The sequence below is a fragment of the Enterobacter sp. N5-15 genome, assembly GCF_057221635.1.
This window is the reverse complement of record NZ_CM170150.1, coordinates 3,922,718-3,939,261: the sequence shown is the minus strand read 5'-3', so window position 1 is coordinate 3,939,261 and position 16,544 is coordinate 3,922,718. Positions and strand designations below refer to the sequence as shown.

Genomic DNA, 16,544 nt, shown 5'->3' with positions numbered 1-16,544 from the left:
TCAATGCTCTTGCTGATACCAGTGAAGCAGCACTAGGCTCGGCGGACTAAGCCGCTGATGCGGCAATGGCACTGGCTTCGTGTGCTGCGGGCGACAGCTACTGCAGCAAGGCGATGAGCGACCTGGCCGGGAAAAATCAGGCGGTAGCAGACAGCGTTAAGGCGCTGATGAAAAGTGATACCTGGTACGCTGTTGCTAATACGCTGACTGGAGCATGGGGCGGAAACTAGGCTTCCTTGGAAGCAACTGGGGGAATACTGGCTAGTATTATATTGCCTGGCAAAAAAGTTCCTGAAGGTACTGTTAATGCTGGGAAAATTTCGGCTGAAAAAGAAGCATTAGAAAAAATTGCTCAGAACTCGAAAAATACAGCTAACCTTAATTCAAAACAGAATTATTCGGTGCTTGATCAACAGGCTTCACAAAGCAATGTCATCATAGAACAAGACAAGCTTAAATTTCTATTTGGAGAGAACAATAGTAGTGCTCATAACACCCCCCGTTCGACTCAATTGGCTCAATCAATGTATCGTCTTGGTATTCCTTTAGATGATGTATTGGCCAAGTTGATAATGGAACATATTTCTCAGGTTCCTAAAATACCAGGCAGTATTATAAATGTTTATAGTAATAAATTCGGAAGGTTTGAAATTAGAGAGTCATTGCTAATGGGGCCATCAGGTAAGGCTGCCAAGTTAGAAACATCATTCCAAATAATGGATGATGGTTCTCGTCGATTCATAACAACAATACCGAAGGATGGCAAAAAATGATTTTTATCGAAAATCTTCCAGATCCTATAGATCTCCTTTCGTTTTTTGAAAGTGAACCGTTTTTTTCTAATGAAATAGATCATCACTATGGGTATGAATATACAGATAGTAATGGTGTGAAATTAATTTTCTCATATGCAGCTTTAGAAGGGTGGATCCAAACCATAATTGAAGTTAATGGTGAGAAAATATCTCAACATCTTAGCGAAGGTGTTAACTATTTTGAAATCAAGAGCGAAACAAAAGGTGAATATCTGTCATCTGATATCAATTTAGGAGAAACCGTAACGCGAATGGAGATTAGGTTAAAGCCTTATGTATCAGTTCAATGGAGTACATTAATAAGATGATTAACAAGAAATCCGCCCATAGTTGGTGGTTTTTTGCTCCGCAACGGCTTAAATGTGTATGAAAATGGAAAAATTGTACATGAACAAGCTTTCCATCAGGTTTATATCGATGGTCAGTATGTTTACGATCCAAGAGTGTCCTTAAAACCAATTCCTAAAGGAGATTGGGAAAAACATATCAAATCTATAAATCAGGGAAGTGTTAAGATCTCTGACAAATTACAGGGTATAGAATAATGTTTCCGATAGGTAAGAAAGAAACAATCTTGTTGGACTTCATTGGTTCTCTTGGAAAACTGGAGTGGTTACATTATCAGAGCCGTATTGAAGATGAATGGATAAATGACCATTTTGAAAAAATTGATCGCTCTAAGTATCCTCCTTATACCAGTTTTCGTTTTGAAAAAGAGGTCCCAGAAGTTATTACCTTACTGGAAGATGCGATTCAATCATATAAAGGTAAAGTTGAGTGGTGTATGACCCATCATCCGAAAGAGTATGGTACTGGTGTCAATTATCGTATTTTTCCTACATTTGTTAAGAATATTAGAGACAATGAAGGTATGGAAGATGTTAACGAGTATATTGAAAACCATTATCCAAATTTTGGCCCAATCGCCTATGAAGATCTTGTTGGACTGGCGGAACATGTTCAATCAGTTTTCAAAAATGCTGGATATGACGCATGAATTTTCTCTATATTCTCTGTAATAACATTTTGATATGGAGCTTTAATCCGTTATATGTACGGGCGGAAAGAAGTGTCCGATGATTATTTCATTCAGAATGCCTTAACAATAATGGCTAGCGCCACCAATCTTGCATCTGTGCATTTATTTGTTTTGTAGGCCCGGTAAGCGAATCGCCACCGGGCCATGGCAGATTAATTATTGACTCATCACCCTTTCGGGAACACCCACACATGCTTCTCCGGCAGCGAAAGATGACAATGCTGCGGATCCCGAACCTCATGCCCATACGCCCGAATGACAAAATCATCCCCCACCGTGCGGAACAGGTACTCCCAGCGGTCGCCGAGATACATGCTGGTGAGCAGCGGCAGCTCAAGCTGATTTTCCCCTGGCCCCTCGACCACCGCCACGCGCTCGACGCGGATCACCGCCGTGGCTTCTTCACCGCTCTGCACCCCTTCACCGGCCTGGCCCCACAGCACCCAGCCTTTTCCTTCTATACGCGCTTTGCCGTCGCGCACTTCGGTGACCTTGCCGTGCAGGCGGTTGTTGCTGCCCATAAACTCGGCGGTAAACAGCGTTTTCGGCGAGCCGTACATCTCCTGCGGCGTGCCCTGTTGCTCAATTTTGCCGTTGTTGAGCAGCAGGATGCGGTCGGATATGGACATCGCTTCGTTCTGGTCGTGCGTCACCATGAGCGCGGATAACCCGAGCTTGATAATCAGCTCGCGCAGGAACACGCGGGCCTCTTCGCGCAGCTTGGCGTCGAGGTTAGAGAGCGGCTCGTCCAGCAAAATCACCGGCGGGTTGTAGACCAGCGCCCGGCCAATCGCCACGCGCTGCTGCTGTCCACCGGAGAGCTGGTGCGGGTGACGTTTGCCAAGATGGCCCAGACCCAGCTGGTCCAGCACGCCCTGCACGCGCTGCTGGATCTCTTTGGCCGGGACTTTGCGCAGCTTGAGCGGATAGGCCACGTTCTCAAACACGGTCTTGTGCGGCCACAGGGCGTAGGACTGAAACACCAGTCCCAGGTTACGCTCTTCCGCCGGGACCTCGCTGCGCGGCGTGCCGTCGTAAACTTTATTGTTGCCAATGACAATCGACCCCTGCGTCGGTTTTTCCAGACCCGCGACGGCGCGCAGCAGGGTGGTTTTACCGCTGCCGGAGGGGCCTAACAGGGAGACCACTTCGCCGCGCTTCAGGTTCATGGAGACACCTTTTAAAACAGGATTGTCGCCGTAGGTTAAGTGCAGATCGTCAACCGCTAATTCAATCATGTATTTTCACTCCGAAACGAAGGGCAATGCCCAGACCTACCACGACCAGCAGGATGTTAATGAAAGAGAGCGCCGCCACGATATCGATGGCACCCGCGGCCCAGAGGGAAACCAGCATCGAGCCGATGGTCTCCGTGCCGGGTGAAAGCAGGTACACACCCGTTGAATATTCGCGCTCAAAGATCAGGAACATCAGCAGCCACGAACCGATAAGACCGTAGCGGGAGAGCGGGATGGTGACGTGGCGGGTGATCTGCCCGCGCGTTGCCCCGGTGCTGCGCGCCGCTTCCTCAAGCTCCGGCCCCACCTGCAGCAGCGTGGAAGAGATAAGCCTCAGCCCGTAAGCCATCCACACCACGGTATAGGCCAGCCAGACGCTGAAAATGGTGCTGCGCAGCGAACGCAGCCAGACGATGACGTTTTCGCGCATCCAGTCGGTCCAGGCGAACCCGGAAAGCCAGCCGGATTTCAGGGAGTTATCCAGCCACATCGGCAGGAACAGGAACACCCACAGGAACGCCAGACCCGCCAGCAGGCCAGGCACGGCGCGCGGCACCAGCACGCTGTAGTCCAGGAAACGCGTGGTGTTGTCCGGCTTGCGGTGCATGGCAATGCCGACAAACAGGTAGCACACCACGGCCAGCGCGCCGCCAATCACGCCAATCGCCATGGAGTTGACGATGGCGCGCAGCAGGTTGGGCTGCGCCCAGATGGTGCGGAAGGTGTTCAGAGAAAGCTCGTCCCACAGCGAAACGCCCACGCCCCAGTTGGAGATAAACGCGCGCAATACCACGCCGAGCAGCGGAACGCCGATGGTGACGGTGAGCCAGAAGGCAATCACTCCGCCAGCCACCCAGCGCCATTTACCCAGCGGCAGCGCGCGGGCCTGCGAGGCCTTGCCCTTCATGGTGACGAAGCGGTTGGCGGTACGCATCAGGCGACGCTGGAGCATCACCAGCGGGATGGTGATGCAGATCAGCACCACGGCAACCGCCGCCATCAGGTTATAGGATGGGGTGCCCATCTTGTTCGTTAGCTTATAGAGATAGGTCGCCAGCACCATGTTGCCTTCCGGGTCGCCGAGTACCAGCATCAGGCCAAACACTTCCAGCCCCAGGAAGAACAGCAGCACGGTGGCGTACAGAATGGACGGGCGCACCATCGGCAGGCTGACGGAGGTCATCACCTGCCAGGGCGACGCCCCCGCGGTGCGCGCGGCTTCTTCCACATCGGAGCCCACGCTGCGCAGCGCTGACGAGATATACAGATAGGCGTGCGGGACGTGCGTCAGGCCGGCGATGACCACAATGCTCGACATGTCGTAGATATTCCACGGCACAAAGCCAATCAGCGCCTGAGCCCACTGGGAGAGAAAGCCCACCGGACCGGCGGCCACCACATAGCCGAAGCCCAGCACCATCGGTGAAACGAAAATCGGGACCAGGATCAGCGGTTCAATCAACCGACGGCCGGGCAGGTCGGTACGCACCATCAGAAACGCCAGCACGCCGCCCAGCGGAATGGAGATAAAGACCAGCCCGAAAGCAAGAATAAAGCCGCTTTTCAGGGCCTTATAAAAATCAGGGTCGGTGAAAATAAATTCAAATGATTCAAAGCTCCACTCTTTTGACGGCGAAAAGAACGGGGCGGACAGGAAGCTCTGTATCACGATAAACGACAGCGGCGTGTAGATAACCAGGGCGGTTATCAGCACGACGATGCCTCGCGGCAGGCTTTGCCACTTTCTGCGTAATGTATTCATGGGGTATCCCTGGTGTTGCAGCCCAGAAAAACGAACTCAGTCGATAAGGGAGCGCGGCGGCCTGCGCCGCGCTCAGACGCTTATTTACCGGCGGCGGTACGCCACTCTTTGATGTACTCCAGGCGTTTTTTCGGCTGCAGGTATTCCAGCAGCGTTTCATCAACCGGAATTGGCTTCAGCGCGTTGCCGAGGATTTTGGTCAGGCCGTCGATATCATTCTTGCCTTCGATATCGTTACGAATGGAGGGAATATCTGCCTGGTTGGCCAGAATGTTCTGCCCTTGTTCAGACAGCACATAGTCCAGCCACAGCTTCGCGGCGTTGCCGTTTTGCGCCTGCTGGCTGATGAACGACACGCGCGACAGCACCAGGGTGTAATCTTTTGGATAGGAAATGCCGAGCGACGGATCGTTCTTCGCACGCGCTTCCGCGTAGGAGCCGAGGATGTTGAAGCCGATCAGGTTTTCACCGGAGGAGACGCGCTCCATCATGGTGCCGGTAGACGACTGCACCGATAAGCCACCTTTGGCGACGTCGGCCAGGGTCTTAAAGTAGTTAGGATCGGCGTTGTGATCCTGAACCGAGAGCATAAAGCCCAGACCCGATTTTTCGATGTCGTAGGTGGTGACTTTGCTCTTGAATTTGTCCGTCTGGCTGGCAATCAGCTTCGCCAGCGCGGCGTGAGAGTCCGGCACGTCGCCGGCCGGGATCAGACGCTTGTTGTAGATAAAGACCACCGGCTCATAGGTAGTGCCGTAAGCCTTATCCTTCCAGACCGCCCATTTCGGCAGCTGGCCTTGCTCCGGCGATTTATACTCCATGGCGTAGTCGGTGGCGAGCTTCAGGCCCGTGTCCATTGAGGAGCTCCAGACCACGTCGCCGCTCACGCCACCGGAGGCCTGTTCGCTGATGAAACGGTTGTACAGCTCGGTGCTGTTCATGTCGTTGTATTCAACTTTAATGCCCGGGTAGGTTTTTTCGAAGCCCTGGATCAGCGGCCCGGCGGCTTTGATGTCGGTGGTGGAGTAGATAACAACCTTGCCCTCTTTCGTTGCGGCATCAACAACTTTTTGATACTCAGCGGGATACCCCTGCGGCAGGGCAGACAGTGCAGAAGCAGAGAACAGTACAGTAGCGGTAAGCAGAGAAATTCGGAACGTGTTCGACATTATAGTTAACCTTTTAGTTACATTTGAGGAACTAATTGTCAACATAGCGTATCGGGCTCCACCCACAATAGGGGGGAGCGAGTAATGATTCCGAAGTGTGATTGTCGCCGTCGTTTCAGCAATTAACACCATAAAATCCGCGAACGTTAGCCTGTGAACGGTTCTGAATTACGGTTTATCGGGCGCTTTGCGGTATAACCTTCGCGGATGACCAATATTGCCATACAGCATTTCGACGCTGATTAACCCGCTCTCCACGCAGTATTCAAGGTAGCGACGCCCTGTGGTTTTGCTGATCCCCACGTTTTCCACCACCTCTTCAACCGACATCGCGTTGTCGGGATGCTCGGCGAACAGGCGTTTAATCCGTTCCAGCGTCTGGGGCTCAATGCCCTTCGTCGACGGCGCAATGGAGGCTTCCGCAGCAGGCAGATTAAACAGGCGATCCAGCGCATGCTGGTCGACCACCTTCACCTGCTGCACGGTGTGGATGAAGCGCATAAACCGCTCCAGCGAGGCGTGCAGGCGCTGGAAAAAGACGGGCTTAATCAGGTAGTCAAACGCGCCGCTGCGCATGGCGTGGCTGCAGGTCTGCATATCGCTGGCGGCGGTGATGAAGATCACCGAGCACTCATAGCTTTTCAGCAGTGGGTTATCGATGAGCTCCACGCCTTTACCGTCCGGGAGATAGTTGTCCAGCAGGATAAGCCGAGGCTGATGCTGACGAATCAGGCTGCACGCCTGCTCAATCGACGCGGCGATGCCCACCACGCGCAAATGAAAGTTTTGCTCGATATACTCGCGATGCAGCTCCGCCAGGTGCGGCTCATCCTCAACGATCACAACGTCAAGTGGTCGGGTCATGCTGTTGCCCATTCGGAATAAACACGGAAAAAATAGTGCCCTGCGGCGTGTTGTCGGCTATCTCAATACTGCCACCGGCCTTGTCGATATATCCTGCCACCAGAAACAGGCCGATACCGTGCTCGGTACCCACAATGTCGTTTTCGCTGTCCGGTTTGCTGCTAAACCCCTGGCGGAAAATATGTGGCTTCATCGCATCGTCCACCCCGCAGCCCCGGTCGGCTACCTCGATCAGCAGCTCCTGGTTACGGTCAGAAATATAGAGTTCTACCGGCGCGTGGACCGGCGCGTTGAGGGTCGCCTCCACGGCGTTATCCAGCAGATTACCAATAATGGACATCAGCTCCGTTTCACTCAGCGCGGCAGGCATGCGGGTGAGCTGGCAGGCGGGATCGAACAGCAGCTCGATGCCTTTTTCGCGCGCGCTGACGTATTTTCCGAGCAGCAGCCCGCACAGCGCCGGAGAGACAAAATGGGCAGAGACAAAATCCAGCACGCGCTGCGCGCCTTCTGACTGCACCTGGATGTAGCGGATCGCCTCGTCATAGTGTTTCATCTGCAGTAACCCCACCAGAGTGGCGGTCCAGTTCAGCTGTTCGTGGCGCATAATGCGCAGGTTATCCGCATAGCGTTTGATCTGGCTAAGCTGGCTGCTGAGCGTGTTAATGTCATTTTTGTCGCGAAAGCTGTACACCCAGCCGCTTTCAACGCCCGGTTCGACCTCAATCGCTACGCGGTTGACGATCACCTCCCGCTGGTTCAGCACCGCAATCTGGTCGTGGCTACCACTGCTCACCGAGGCGTAGCGCTGGGATAAAAAGCCCGGCGACGTTTGCAGAATGTCTTCCAGCGGTTTACCGATAAGTTCTTTCTCACTTTGCCGAATATCCAGCATTTCTCGTGCCGCGCGGTTAATTAAAATCAGCTGCTTCTCTCCGTTGACGGCAAATACCCCTTCGTACATGGCTTCTAATAGCGCGCGCTGCTGTAAAACCAGCTGAGCGATATCTTTTGGCTCCAGTCGGAACATCTGTTTTTTGAGGTTGCGGGTAAACAGCCAGGAGAAAATAAACAGCAGCAGCAGAAGACCTGCGCCGTACAACCCGGACTGCCAGAGAATGCGGGCGTTAATGTTGGCAATATACGAGGTCAGATAGCCGACCGAGACAATGCCAATCACCTGATGCTGCGCGTTGAAGATGGGGGCTTTGCTGCGTAGCGACACGCCAATCCCGCCCTGGCGCACGGAAATAATGGTTTTCCCCTTTAACACCTCCGCATTATCCCCGCCGATCATCGGTAAATTAATACGCTCCGGGGATTCCGAATGATAAAGGTGCTGTTCCTCGGTATCGCCAATCACAATGTAGCTGGCATCGCTTTGGGCGCGCAGCGGCTGAATTAATCGGGCGATGCCGGGGATATCTCTGGCCGCAACCATTGCCGCCAGACCCGGCATCAGCGCGATCTGGCTGGCCTGAACCCGGGCGCGCTGGCCGAGATCGTGATGGAGCTGTCGGTCAATAAAATGAAACAGGATTGTTCCCAGCAGAACTAACAGCAGGCAGGAGAAGCACACCAGCGCTAAAAACAGCTTTACCTGAAAAGAGAGTCTGCGTTTCATTCAACCTGCGGAAGTTATGTAAAAGTGACATTTGCCGAGCCTGACATGTGCCAATAGCGGACGCAATCTGGCGAGAAAAGAGTTGTGACCTGGCTTTTCGTTTTCGGCGTTATAGCCATCAGGATCCCGTAAGGCTATGCTTCATTCAGCACGATAATAATTACAGAGGCAATGTCATGGATAAAGAACTACTGGATGCGGGTTACCGGGCCTATACCGGCGAGAAAATTGACGTTTACTTCAATACCGGGATCTGCAAACACTCAGGTAACTGCGTGCGTGGGAGCGCAAAGCTGTTTAATCTGAAACGTAAGCCGTGGATCATTCCCGATGAAGTGGACGTTGAAACGGTTGTCCGCGTGATTGATACCTGCCCGAGCGGTGCGCTGAAGTATCGCCAAAAATAAGCGAGGAACCATGGATATTCTGGAAGGCCATAACAAGTTTTACGTGAATGATGCGAACGGCAACCAGGTCGCGGAGATTGTCTTCGTGCCGACCGGCGAGCACCTGAGCATTATCGAGCACACCGACGTGGATGAGAGCCTGAAAGGGCAGGGCGTTGGCAAGCAGCTGGTGGCGAAAGTGGTGGAGAGGATGCGCGGCGAGAACCGCAAAATTATTCCGCTGTGCCCGTTCGCGAAGCATGAGTTTGATAAAACGCGGGAATATGACGATATTCGGGCGTAAATAACACCGGCGATGGCCGGTGTTTTTTCATCTCGCCTGCTCAAATAGCAATATCAACGCGATCAGCACCATTATCCCTCCTGATGCCATGCTTACCAGACGCGCCGCCTGCGGCCGGGTCGCCAGTACCGCTTTCGAACCATACCCCACCAGCAGATAGACCAGCGTACAGGTGATAAGGTGCATCACGCCAAGCGCGGACATTTGCATTGCTATCGACCAGCTTCCGGTCGGGTCGGTAAACTGCGGAAGCAGCGCCAGGAAAAGTAAAAAAACTTTCGGGTTAAGACCGCTAATACAGAGTCCTTTCACCGCCCACTGTCTCCAGTTTCCCGCATGGTGGGTGGGTTTTTCCGGTGCGGCAGGGTGACGCAACAAGCCTATGCCAAGCCACAGGAGATACGCGGCCCCCGCGATGGTCAGCCCGGTTAACGCCAGCGGATGTTGAGCAATCACTACCCCCACGCCAGCCACCACAATCAGCGTGGCTAACAGATGCCCGGACATCAACCCCATCACCGCCGGCACCACGCGTCGCCCGTTAATTCCGGCGCTAATGGCGTAGGCCCAGTCGGCGCCTGGCGTCATGATAAGCAGAAAAGAAACCACCCAAAAGCCGGCCACAATACTCATTTCCATCGTCCTGAAGACTCCCGCAGTGCGTCAAAGGTTGAGAAAAAGAATATCGCTAACCCTGCGAAATAGGCTTTCAATGTTATGCTCATAACACCGTGAAATTGAGAAAATCTTCCACATGGATAGCATCGATCGAAAAATTCTTGCTGAGCTACAGTCTGATGGCCGCTTATCCCTGACCGAGCTGGCTGAAAGAGTGAATCTGAGCCTCTCGCCGTGCCATCGTCGCGTGCGGGCGCTGGAGCAAAGCGGGGCCATAACGGGATACCGTGCCAGCCTCGACCCGGCCAAAATGGGATTCAACTTCCTGGCTATAGTGTTTGCGACGCTGAAGGAGGGAGACAGAAAGGCGGTTAGCGCATTTGAAGCGGCGGTGGAGGAAATTCCGCAGATCGTGCTGGCACAGCGCCTGTTTGGCGATCCCGATTATCTGATGCACGTCGTGACCCGCGACCTGTCGGCTTTCCAGAAACTCTACGACGAGAAGCTCTCCGCCATGCCGGGCGTGCAGCACCTTCGCTCTACGCTTGTTATGAAAACGGTAGTGCAGGACAGGCCTTTTCCGCTGTAAGCATGGCCTGCCCGGCAGAGCGCCGGGCAGGAAAGGGGATTAGCCGACAAACATCACCGACACGCACAGCACGCCGACGATCAGCGTCAGCAGGTTGCCAATGGAACGGTACTGTTTCAGCGACGGGATCAGATACGTCGACAGCGTCGGCATGATAAACAGGATCATGGCGATAAGCGGGCCGCTGATGGCGTAAATCATTGAAATGGCGTTCGGGTTAATGCAGCAGACGGCAAAGGTGATTAACGACACCCCCATAATGGAAATCGCGCGGTTAAAGGCGCGGCTCTTTTTCACGCCCACCTGATTGAGCGACGACTTCACGATCTCCGTCGCCCCTTCAATCACCCCAAAATAGGTGCCGAGGAACGATTTCGACATCGCAATAATCGCCACGATAATCCCGGAAATGCCCAGCCACGCCGGTGAAGAAGGCATCATCGACAGCGCGGACAGGATCGTTACCCCTTGCTCTTTGGCGGTCACGATGTACGACGGCGGAATAGAGAGCAGGCAGCTGAAGACAAAGAACAGCACGCTCAGGCAGATGATCAGGTACGCCACCTTCATGATTTTCTTGCATTTATTCATGGCACCGTCGGCAAACTTCTCGCGGCGATCAACGGCAAACGTTGAGATAATCGGGGTATGGCTGAAAGCAAATACCATCACCGGAATCGAAATCCATACCTGATGCAGCGTATGACGATCGACGGCCATCTGGCTGGTCAGCAGCGAGGGTTGCCAGCTTCCGGTCAGATAGAGCGAGACAAACAGAAAATAGGCAATCAGCGGAAACACCAGGAAGCCCATCACTTTTATCGTGATATGGCGTCCCATCAGGAAGATCAGATTCAGAACCAGCACCACGCCCAGGCTGACCAGCACGCGAACGGCGGTATCCACCGTCAGGTGTTTTGCCAGCTGCTCCGTGAGCGAGTTGGTGATGGCCACCGCATAAATCTGCACCACCACAAAGAAGGCGATGAAATAGAGCGTGGTGATCAGATTGCCAATCTTCCTGCCGTAGTAGTGCGAGACGGCGCCGGTGATCCCTTCATTGCCTTTTGTTTTTGACGACAGGATAAATTGCGCCAGCGCTCTGTGCGGCCAGTAGGTTAAGGGATAGGCCACGAGGGCGGTAATAAACAGGACGATAGCGCCTGCGGAGCCCAGCTGAATGGGCAAGAACAGCGTTCCTGCGCCCACGGCCGTGCCATAGAGAGCGAAACTCCAGAGAGTCTCATCTTTTGACCAAATTTTCGACATTAGAGCAACGTATCAACTATCAAACCATCGGAATGGAGTGCAATTTACCATAGTTATGCACTGAGAGCGCAGTTGCTTCGAAGGAGTTTGGCCGGAACGGGCGTCCGGCCAAGGGCGGTTTAGCCTGCCAGGGCGCGCCGTTGCTGGCGACGCTTAAGAAATTTCTCGCGCAGGCAATCGTATACCCAGTTATAGAACATGGTGTACGGCAGGAAGAACAGGAAGAAACCTATTTCCAGCGTGAATGCCTGAAGCAGGGTGACGCCCAGCACGGCGGCGACAATCGACACGCCAATCACAATGAACCCGCATTCGAACCCCAGCGCATGCAGCGCGCGCACTTTTGCCGTACGTTTGACGCGCTGAACCGGCCAGAAGCGGTCGAAGCCGAAGTTGTAAATAATGTTCCACAGCATGGCGGTAGTGGCCAGAATAATGGTCAACCCACCCATCTCCACCACGGAACGCTGCATGAGCCACGCTGCCGTAGGGGCGAGGATCGCCGTCGCAATCCCTTCAAAACAGACAGCATGAAAGATCCGCTCCGGCAGTTTACGTTGGAGTGCATCCTGATGTTGCATAGTCATAGACCTCATTAATTCGCCGGTATGGGCGTTGATGCAGCCTATTTTCATCGCTAAAGTTGATATAATAAAGATGGTATCCATCGCTAAAGTAGATAGGTTATGCGCTATTCACCCGAAGCCCTTAATGCGTTTGTCGAGACCGTTGCGGCGGGCTCGTTTTCTGCCGCCGCACGCCGGCTGCGTAAAAGCCAGTCGACGATCAGCACGTCCATTGCCAATCTTGAAGCCGATCTCGGTTTCGAACTGTTTGACCGCTCGGCGCGTCAGCCGGTGTTAACGGTCCAGGGAGAACAGGTGCTGGGCTACGTGCAGGCCATCCTGGCCGCCAGCACGCGGCTGGACGAGCTGGCGGTGTCGTTAACGGCGCAAACGGAGGCGCGTCTGACGTTTGTCCTTTCCGATACCCTCAACCCGGACGTGCTGGAAGATATGATGAAACAGTTTGACGCGCGTTTTCCCCATACGGAATTCGAATGTCTGATTGGCGAGGAAGAGGACGTGATCGATCTGCTGCAAAAGGAGCGAGCGCAGGTTGGCCTCACCGAAGCGCGAGACGGTTATCCTACGGATATCGGCGCTATCCGCCTGCCGATGCAGACCCGCATGGCGATCTATGTCGCGACCACGCATCCGCTGGCCGGACAACATGACGTTCAGCGTGACGAGCTGCACGGCTGGCGAGAGCTGCGGCTGAGCACCTATCTTGAGCGCGAGGCTGAGATCGCGCGCGGGCCCGTCTGGTCAGCACCGAATTACCTGTTACTCTTGAGTATGGCGGTACAGGGATTTGGCTGGTGCGTATTGCCCTGTGCGCTGGTGGATGAATTTGCCGCCGCGAAATCCCTGGTACAGCTCGATGTTCCCGGCTGGCCGCGGGCGATCGGCATCGATCTGCTGTGGAATAAACGATCCCCTCCCGGCGTTGCCGGAAGCTGGCTGCGGCAGTATCTGCAGGATGCGCGCTGATCCTTGTGATTAAACTCACTATTTTTAAACAATTAAGATAATTGCCAGTAACAATCCTCTACTATCGTCATGTCATTTAACACAGAGGTCGTGATGAAAGATGTCGTAATAGTGGGTGCGTTGCGTACAGCTATCGGCTGTTTTCAGGGAGCGCTTGCGCGTCACTCGGCGGTTGACCTGGGGAGCGTGGTGGTAAAAGCGCTGGTGGAACGTAGCGGGATCGCAGCACATGAAGTTGATGAGGTGATCCTGGGACAGGTTCTCACGGCCGGTGCCGGGCAAAACCCTGCGCGTCAGGCGGCGCTGAAGGGCGGGCTGCCCAATACCGTCTCCGCCATCACCATTAACGACGTCTGTGGCTCAGGATTAAAAGCGCTGCATCTTGCTACGCAAGCCATTCAGTGTGGTGAGGCGGATGTGATCATTGCCGGCGGGCAGGAGAATATGAGCCGCGCGCCGCACGTGTTGACCGACAGCCGTACCGGCGCACAGCTGGGCAACAGTCAGCTGCTCGACAGCCTGGTGCATGACGGGCTGTGGGATGCGTTCAATGACTACCATATGGGCGTGACGGCGGAAAACCTGGCGCGCGAGTACGGCATCAGCCGTGAGGTGCAGGATGCCTATGCGCTAAGCTCGCAGCAAAAAGCGCGTGCGGCGATTGATTCCGGCCGTTTTCGCGACGAAATTGTCCCGGTCAGCACGCAGCGTCAGAGCGGTGAGCTTATCGTCGTGGATACCGATGAACAGCCGCGCACCGACGCCAGCGCGGAAGGCCTGGCGAGGCTGAACCCTGCGTTTGAAATGCAGGGCTCGGTGACGGCGGGAAATGCCTCTTCCATTAACGACGGCGCTGCCGCCGTCATGATGATGAGCGAAAGCAAAGCCCTTGAGCTCGATCTCCCCGTGCTGGCCCGCATTAAGGCGTTTGCCAGCGTGGGGGTTGATCCTGCCTTAATGGGGATCGCACCGGTCTACGCGACCCGCCGCTGTCTGGAACGCGCAGGGTGGCAGCTTTCGGATGTGGATCTGATCGAAGTGAACGAAGCCTATGCCGCGCAGGCGATCTCCGTTGGAAAAATGCTGGAGTGGGATCCCCTGCGGGTCAACGTTAACGGCGGCGCGATCGCGCTGGGGCATCCTATCGGCGCGTCCGGCTGCCGGATCCTGGTTTCGCTGGTCCACGAAATGAAAAAGCGCAATGCCCGAAAAGGGATTGCCACACTCTGTATAGGCGGCGGGCAAGGGGTGGCGCTGGCCATCGAACGCTAGCCTCTCCTTATTGAAAAATGACCTCCTCCGGGAGGTTTTTTTTCGTTCCCTTTTTCTCCCTGCGGCTTAAATGTGATCCGAACATCATTTTCGTTATAAACAAAAATAAAAATGAAACGTTGTTTTAAATACAATTGAAAAGCCTGCTTTATGCCGATAGTATGTGTTCATTATTAAAAACGGAACGCTGTTTCGTTTATTTCCGCCTTCGGGCATGACCACATCTGGAGGTTACCGTGGACGTCAGAGAAAGCATCCACAGTGCGCACGCCAAAACGCTGGATACTCAGGGGCTGCGCAATGCATTTTTAGTCGAGCAGGTATTCGAGGCCGACAGGTACACCATGGTTTACAGCCATATCGACCGCATTATTGTGGGCGGGATTATGCCCGTCACGAACAGCGTCTCCGTGGGCGGCGAGGTCGGTAAACAGCTGGGCGTGAGCTATTTCCTCGAGCGTCGCGAGCTGGGTGTGATTAACATCGGCGGGCCGGGCACCATCACCGTAGACGGACAGTGCTATGAGATTGGCCATCGCGAGGCGCTGTACGTGGGTAAAGGGGCGAAAGACGTGGTCTTTGCCAGCATCGACGGCAGCAAGCCTGCGAAGTTTTACTACAACTGCGCGCCGGCTCACTCCACCTACCCAACCAAAAAAGTGACCACGGCAGACGTCGCACCCGTGACGCTGGGCGACAACCTCACCAGCAACCGCCGCACCATCAATAAATACTTCGTACCGGACGTGCTGGAGACCTGCCAGCTCAGCATGGGATTGACCGAGCTGGCGCCGGGCAACCTGTGGAACACCATGCCGTGCCATACCCACGAGCGCCGCATGGAAGTCTACTTCTACTTCAATATGGATGAGGACGCCTGCGTGTTCCACATGATGGGACAGCCGCAGGAAACGCGCCATATCGTGATGCATAACGAGCAGGCGGTGATTTCACCGAGCTGGTCTATTCACTCCGGCGTAGGGACGAAGGCCTACACCTTTATCTGGGGAATGGTGGGCGAAAACCAGGTCTTCGATGATATGGACCACGTTGCGGTCAGCGATCTGCGCTAGTGGCGGGCGGTGAAGCATAAACCTGCCTGTGAGTGACAGGCTCTGAAAGAGTAAGGAATAAATATGATTCTGGATGCATTCTCTCTGCAGGGGAAAGTGGCTGTGGTTTCCGGGTGCGACACCGGGCTGGGTCAGGGGATGGCGTTAGGGCTGGCGGAAGCGGGCTGCGATATCGTCGGAATTAATATCGTTGAACCGACTGACACCATCGAACGCGTGACGGCCCTGGGCCGCCGTTTCCTGAGCCTGACCGCTGACCTGCGTAAAATCGATGCCATTCCTGAACTGCTGGACCGTGCGGTGGCTGAATTCGGTCATATCGACATTCTGGTGAACAACGCCGGGCTGATTCGCCGCGAAGACGCGATCAGCTTCAGCGAGCGCGACTGGGACGACGTGATGGATTTGAACATCAAGAGCGTATTTTTTATGTCCCAGGCGGCGGCGAAGCATTTTATTGCGCAGGGGAAAGGCGGCAAGATCGTTAATATTGCCTCTATGCTCTCGTTCCAGGGCGGCATCCGCGTGCCGTCTTACACCGCGTCCAAAAGCGCCGTAATGGGCGTGACCCGCCTGCTGGCAAACGAATGGGCGAAACATAATATCAACGTGAATGCGATTGCGCCGGGCTACATGGCGACCAACAACACGCAGCAGCTGCGCGCAGACGAAGAGCGCAGCGCGGCGATCCTGGAGCGTATCCCTGCGGGACGCTGGGGCCTGCCGAGCGATCTGATGGGGCCGATTGTCTTCCTGGCCTCCCCGGCATCGGATTACATCAACGGTTACACCGTGGCTGTAGACGGCGGCTGGCTGGCGCGTTAATTCCACCTGTATTAAAAACCTCTGCCCATGGGCGGAGGTTTTTTTTGCGCAAAAATTGGCTTAGTCCATATCGTTAAAGATGAAAAATCCATACTGAAAAATCATGAATGACGGCAATCACACTTTTATTGCTTAAATATTAAG

The 16,544-nt window shown here is 54.3% G+C and carries 19 protein-coding genes; 11 read left to right on the top strand and 8 right to left on the bottom strand.

What is annotated here, in order from left to right:
- The first annotated feature begins 65 nt into the window (after positions 1 to 65).
- The 4 genes from AC2TE5_RS18580 to AC2TE5_RS18565 all read left to right on the top strand — a co-directional run bounded on the left by AC2TE5_RS18580 (position 66) and on the right by AC2TE5_RS18565 (position 1,812).
- Positions 66 to 230: a hypothetical protein gene (locus tag AC2TE5_RS18580; protein ID WP_238550733.1), complete on the top strand. Its 165-nt coding sequence runs from the start codon at positions 66 to 68 to the stop codon at positions 228 to 230.
- A 6-nt stretch (positions 231 to 236) separates the two neighbouring features.
- Positions 237 to 773, top strand: a complete 537-nt coding sequence (locus AC2TE5_RS18575) for a hypothetical protein (protein WP_484612168.1) — start codon at positions 237 to 239, stop codon at positions 771 to 773.
- On the top strand, positions 770 to 1,123 hold the full coding sequence (locus AC2TE5_RS18570) for a hypothetical protein (protein WP_484612167.1): 354 nt from the start codon (positions 770 to 772) through the stop codon (positions 1,121 to 1,123). Before AC2TE5_RS18575 ends, AC2TE5_RS18570 begins: the two co-directional genes overlap by 4 nt.
- Positions 1,124 to 1,359: 236 nt before the next feature.
- The gene (locus tag AC2TE5_RS18565; RefSeq protein WP_484612166.1) at positions 1,360 to 1,812 is read left to right on the top strand and encodes a hypothetical protein; all 453 of its coding nucleotides are present in this window, start codon (positions 1,360 to 1,362) and stop codon (positions 1,810 to 1,812) included.
- A 209-nt stretch (positions 1,813 to 2,021) separates the two neighbouring features.
- On the opposite strand, the gene AC2TE5_RS18560 is transcribed toward AC2TE5_RS18565, so the two are convergent.
- The 5 genes from AC2TE5_RS18560 to AC2TE5_RS18540 all read right to left on the bottom strand — a co-directional run bounded on the left by AC2TE5_RS18560 (position 2,022) and on the right by AC2TE5_RS18540 (position 8,511).
- On the bottom strand, positions 2,022 to 3,092 hold the full coding sequence (locus AC2TE5_RS18560; protein WP_063144672.1) for an ABC transporter ATP-binding protein: 1,071 nt from the start codon (positions 3,090 to 3,092) through the stop codon (positions 2,022 to 2,024).
- Positions 3,085 to 4,854, bottom strand: coding sequence for an ABC transporter permease (locus AC2TE5_RS18555; RefSeq protein WP_023309073.1), 1,770 nt, complete (start codon positions 4,852 to 4,854; stop codon positions 3,085 to 3,087). Before AC2TE5_RS18555 ends, AC2TE5_RS18560 begins: the two co-directional genes overlap by 8 nt.
- Positions 4,855 to 4,934: 80 nt before the next feature.
- Complete coding sequence (locus AC2TE5_RS18550) at positions 4,935 to 6,023, bottom strand: ABC transporter substrate-binding protein (protein ID WP_131633632.1); 1,089 nt, start codon at positions 6,021 to 6,023, stop codon at positions 4,935 to 4,937.
- Between the two features lie 168 nt (positions 6,024 to 6,191).
- Positions 6,192 to 6,887 (bottom strand): response regulator, encoded by a 696-nt coding sequence (locus AC2TE5_RS18545; RefSeq protein ID WP_213328686.1) that lies wholly within the window; start codon positions 6,885 to 6,887, stop codon positions 6,192 to 6,194.
- Positions 6,871 to 8,511 (bottom strand): ATP-binding protein, encoded by a 1,641-nt coding sequence (locus AC2TE5_RS18540; RefSeq protein ID WP_484612165.1) that lies wholly within the window; start codon positions 8,509 to 8,511, stop codon positions 6,871 to 6,873. The genes AC2TE5_RS18545 and AC2TE5_RS18540 overlap by 17 nt, the downstream gene beginning before the upstream one ends.
- Before the next feature lie 176 nt (positions 8,512 to 8,687).
- Between AC2TE5_RS18540 and yjdI the strand changes: the two genes are divergently transcribed.
- Positions 8,688 to 8,918: a 4Fe-4S mono-cluster protein YjdI gene (yjdI, locus tag AC2TE5_RS18535; protein WP_008499689.1), complete on the top strand. Its 231-nt coding sequence runs from the start codon at positions 8,688 to 8,690 to the stop codon at positions 8,916 to 8,918.
- A 10-nt stretch (positions 8,919 to 8,928) separates the two neighbouring features.
- Complete coding sequence (locus tag AC2TE5_RS18530) at positions 8,929 to 9,201, top strand: GNAT family N-acetyltransferase (protein ID WP_484612164.1); 273 nt, start codon at positions 8,929 to 8,931, stop codon at positions 9,199 to 9,201.
- Between the two features lie 27 nt (positions 9,202 to 9,228).
- On the opposite strand, the gene AC2TE5_RS18525 is transcribed toward AC2TE5_RS18530, so the two are convergent.
- The gene (locus tag AC2TE5_RS18525; protein WP_484612163.1) at positions 9,229 to 9,840 is read right to left on the bottom strand and encodes a LysE family translocator; all 612 of its coding nucleotides are present in this window, start codon (positions 9,838 to 9,840) and stop codon (positions 9,229 to 9,231) included.
- 115 nt (positions 9,841 to 9,955) lie between these two features.
- On the opposite strand from AC2TE5_RS18525, the gene AC2TE5_RS18520 reads away from it, so the two are divergent.
- Positions 9,956 to 10,408, top strand: a complete 453-nt coding sequence (locus tag AC2TE5_RS18520; protein WP_029742214.1) for an Lrp/AsnC family transcriptional regulator — start codon at positions 9,956 to 9,958, stop codon at positions 10,406 to 10,408.
- Positions 10,409 to 10,447: 39 nt separating this feature from the next.
- Here AC2TE5_RS18520 and AC2TE5_RS18515 read toward each other — a convergent pair whose 3' ends face one another.
- Positions 10,448 to 11,677 carry an amino acid permease gene (locus AC2TE5_RS18515; RefSeq protein WP_484612162.1) on the bottom strand — a complete coding sequence of 410 codons (1,230 nt, stop codon included), beginning with the start codon at positions 11,675 to 11,677 and terminating at the stop codon, positions 10,448 to 10,450.
- 119 nt (positions 11,678 to 11,796) lie between these two features.
- Positions 11,797 to 12,258 carry a multidrug/biocide efflux PACE transporter gene (locus tag AC2TE5_RS18510; RefSeq protein WP_213328699.1) on the bottom strand — a complete coding sequence of 154 codons (462 nt, stop codon included), beginning with the start codon at positions 12,256 to 12,258 and terminating at the stop codon, positions 11,797 to 11,799.
- A 105-nt stretch (positions 12,259 to 12,363) separates the two neighbouring features.
- Here AC2TE5_RS18510 and AC2TE5_RS18505 point away from each other — a divergent pair, with 105 nt between their 5' ends.
- From AC2TE5_RS18505 to kduD, 4 genes are all read left to right on the top strand, one after another.
- Positions 12,364 to 13,230 (top strand): LysR family transcriptional regulator, encoded by an 867-nt coding sequence (locus tag AC2TE5_RS18505; RefSeq protein ID WP_159514843.1) that lies wholly within the window; start codon positions 12,364 to 12,366, stop codon positions 13,228 to 13,230.
- Between the two features lie 93 nt (positions 13,231 to 13,323).
- Positions 13,324 to 14,502 (top strand): acetyl-CoA C-acetyltransferase, encoded by a 1,179-nt coding sequence (locus tag AC2TE5_RS18500; protein ID WP_063144682.1) that lies wholly within the window; start codon positions 13,324 to 13,326, stop codon positions 14,500 to 14,502.
- A gap of 236 nt (positions 14,503 to 14,738) precedes the next feature.
- Positions 14,739 to 15,575, top strand: coding sequence for a 5-dehydro-4-deoxy-D-glucuronate isomerase (kduI, locus tag AC2TE5_RS18495; protein ID WP_063144683.1), 837 nt, complete (start codon positions 14,739 to 14,741; stop codon positions 15,573 to 15,575).
- A gap of 63 nt (positions 15,576 to 15,638) precedes the next feature.
- The gene (gene kduD, locus AC2TE5_RS18490) at positions 15,639 to 16,400 is read left to right on the top strand and encodes a 2-dehydro-3-deoxy-D-gluconate 5-dehydrogenase KduD (RefSeq protein WP_063144684.1); all 762 of its coding nucleotides are present in this window, start codon (positions 15,639 to 15,641) and stop codon (positions 16,398 to 16,400) included.
- Positions 16,401 to 16,544 lie beyond the last annotated feature (144 nt).

Bases quoted from the DNA above. Each gene is read 5' to 3' on its own strand.
- AC2TE5_RS18510 (WP_213328699.1), bottom strand. From the start codon at position 12,258: ATGCAACATCAGGATGCACTCCAACGTAAACTGCCGGAGCGGATCTTT.
- AC2TE5_RS18525 (WP_484612163.1), bottom strand. From the start codon at position 9,840: ATGGAAATGAGTATTGTGGCCGGCTTTTGGGTGGTTTCTTTTCTGCTT.
- AC2TE5_RS18580 (WP_238550733.1), top strand. From the start codon at position 66: ATGGCACTGGCTTCGTGTGCTGCGGGCGACAGCTACTGCAGCAAGGCG.
- kduD (WP_063144684.1), top strand. From the start codon at position 15,639: ATGATTCTGGATGCATTCTCTCTGCAGGGGAAAGTGGCTGTGGTTTCC.
- AC2TE5_RS18555 (WP_023309073.1), bottom strand. From the start codon at position 4,854: ATGAATACATTACGCAGAAAGTGGCAAAGCCTGCCGCGAGGCATCGTC.
- AC2TE5_RS18515 (WP_484612162.1), bottom strand. From the start codon at position 11,677: ATGTCGAAAATTTGGTCAAAAGATGAGACTCTCTGGAGTTTCGCTCTC.
- AC2TE5_RS18505 (WP_159514843.1), top strand. From the start codon at position 12,364: ATGCGCTATTCACCCGAAGCCCTTAATGCGTTTGTCGAGACCGTTGCG.
- AC2TE5_RS18500 (WP_063144682.1), top strand. From the start codon at position 13,324: ATGAAAGATGTCGTAATAGTGGGTGCGTTGCGTACAGCTATCGGCTGT.
- AC2TE5_RS18520 (WP_029742214.1), top strand. From the start codon at position 9,956: ATGGATAGCATCGATCGAAAAATTCTTGCTGAGCTACAGTCTGATGGC.
- AC2TE5_RS18550 (WP_131633632.1), bottom strand. From the start codon at position 6,023: ATGTCGAACACGTTCCGAATTTCTCTGCTTACCGCTACTGTACTGTTC.
- AC2TE5_RS18570 (WP_484612167.1), top strand. From the start codon at position 770: ATGATTTTTATCGAAAATCTTCCAGATCCTATAGATCTCCTTTCGTTT.
- AC2TE5_RS18545 (WP_213328686.1), bottom strand. From the start codon at position 6,887: ATGACCCGACCACTTGACGTTGTGATCGTTGAGGATGAGCCGCACCTG.
- yjdI (WP_008499689.1), top strand. From the start codon at position 8,688: ATGGATAAAGAACTACTGGATGCGGGTTACCGGGCCTATACCGGCGAG.
- AC2TE5_RS18540 (WP_484612165.1), bottom strand. From the start codon at position 8,511: ATGAAACGCAGACTCTCTTTTCAGGTAAAGCTGTTTTTAGCGCTGGTG.
- AC2TE5_RS18530 (WP_484612164.1), top strand. From the start codon at position 8,929: ATGGATATTCTGGAAGGCCATAACAAGTTTTACGTGAATGATGCGAAC.
- AC2TE5_RS18560 (WP_063144672.1), bottom strand. From the start codon at position 3,092: ATGATTGAATTAGCGGTTGACGATCTGCACTTAACCTACGGCGACAAT.
- AC2TE5_RS18565 (WP_484612166.1), top strand. From the start codon at position 1,360: ATGTTTCCGATAGGTAAGAAAGAAACAATCTTGTTGGACTTCATTGGT.